The 222-nt window shown below is 55.0% G+C and carries 1 protein-coding gene; it reads right to left on the minus strand.

Going from position 1 to position 222, the window contains the following annotated elements; translation table 11 throughout:
• Positions 1-31 precede the first annotated feature (31 nt).
• A partial coding sequence (locus tag CWI75_RS18595; protein ID WP_206604793.1) for a hypothetical protein occupies positions 32-222 on the minus strand: 191 nt, incomplete at its 5' end.

Consider the following 222-nt stretch of genomic DNA (forward strand, 5'->3'; position numbering starts at 1 on the left):
CGATTTCGGGAACGGCGAACGCTGACAGATTTTAATCTGGCGGCGTGAGGTGTTGGCAGGGTGTCGGGGCGCAGCCCTGACGGATCGTTTTTGGTACCGGCATCGTGATGGCGGTACTCCAAAAACACATCTTGTCCGTTATCAGTTTTTGTTTTTCGTGGGCTTGCCCCACCGCGCGTTTCTCATCGCCAGATGAGAAACTACTAAGCGCGCCTTCCGGAA

The sequence above is a fragment of the Kineobactrum sediminis genome, from assembly GCF_002868715.1.
In the GTDB taxonomy this organism is placed as follows: Bacteria; Pseudomonadota; Gammaproteobacteria; order Pseudomonadales; family Halieaceae; genus Kineobactrum; species Kineobactrum sediminis.